Here is a 1,008-nt window from a genome sequence, read left to right as displayed (position 1 = left end):
GTGATCGCCTGCGCGCCATAGCTCGCCGTGGCGGCAATATCGGCGGGGTCTGTCACGGTAAACGCGTAGGAATGGGTGAAATAGACATGCGGCTCAGCCCCGAGCCCCGCCAGGACGGCGTGCGGCGCGCCGGAAAAGCTGAGCCCGTTCCAGCCCATATGCGGCACACGAAGGCCCTCGCCCGGCTGGATGCGGGAAACCTCGCCGCCGATCCATTCGAGCCCCGGCGTCGCGCCGTCTTCACGGCCGGTCTCGGCCAGCAGCTGCATGCCCACACAGATGCCGAGGAAGGGGGTGTTGCCATTCAGGCAGGCGGCTTCCAGCGCCTTGACCACGCCCGCCTGCGCCCGCAGGCCCGCTGCGCAATCGGCAAAGTGCCCCACGCCCGGCAACACAACCCGCTCGGCGGCGAGGATGTCTTCGGCGCGGTTCGTGATGCGGATCTCATGCCCGCTGCCGGACAGGCGCGCGGCTTCGCGCAGGGCGCGGCCGGCCGAGTGCAGGTTTCCGGATCCGTAGTCGATAAGGGCAACAAGGCTCATGGCCGCGCTCTTAGCCTCGCCGCGCCCGTGAGGGAAGGGGCAAGCCTCCCTTGCGCCCAGGGGCAAGGTGCCGCAATCTCGACAGGAAACGACCTCACACGGAGCCTGCCCATGCGATCCATCCTGCCCGCCCTGTCCGCCTGCCTGCTCATGGCCTGCGCCGCCACCCCCGCCTGGCCCGATGCAGCCGAGTCTGCTGCGCTGGAAGAGGCGCGCAATCAGGCGGAGCTGACCAGCGAATTGTCGAGCAAGCTCTGGGAATGGGCCGAGGTCGGGTATCAGGAAGAGAAATCCTCCGCCCTGCTCCAGCAGACGCTCGCGGATGAAGGCTTCACGGTCACGCCCGGCGTCGCTGGCATCCCCACCGCCTTCATGGCCGAGTACGGCTCTGATGGCCCGGTCATCGCCCTGCTCGCGGAAATGGACGCCCTGCCGGGTATCAACCAGGCGGCCTCACCGGATCGCG

The 1,008-nt window shown here is 68.6% G+C and carries 1 protein-coding gene and 1 pseudogene; one reads left to right on the top strand and one right to left on the bottom strand.

Features of this window, described 5'->3' with window-relative positions; genetic code table 11:
* Nucleotides 1–542, bottom strand: a 542-nt coding sequence (hisH, locus tag B4F73_RS08895) for an imidazole glycerol phosphate synthase subunit HisH (RefSeq protein ID WP_290483044.1), incomplete at its 3' end; no start/stop codon positions are given.
* Nucleotides 543–653: 111 nt separating this feature from the next.
* On the opposite strand from hisH, the pseudogene B4F73_RS08890 reads away from it, so the two are divergent.
* A pseudogene (locus B4F73_RS08890) lies at nt 654–1,008 on the top strand (amidohydrolase); the annotation flags it as partial.

The sequence above is a fragment of the Hyphomonas sp. UBA3601 genome (genome assembly GCF_002375605.1).
Taxonomy (GTDB): domain Bacteria; phylum Pseudomonadota; class Alphaproteobacteria; order Caulobacterales; family Hyphomonadaceae; genus Hyphomonas.
Note: the sequence above shows the minus strand (reverse complement) of the source record. Positions and strands in the feature narration are given on the sequence as shown.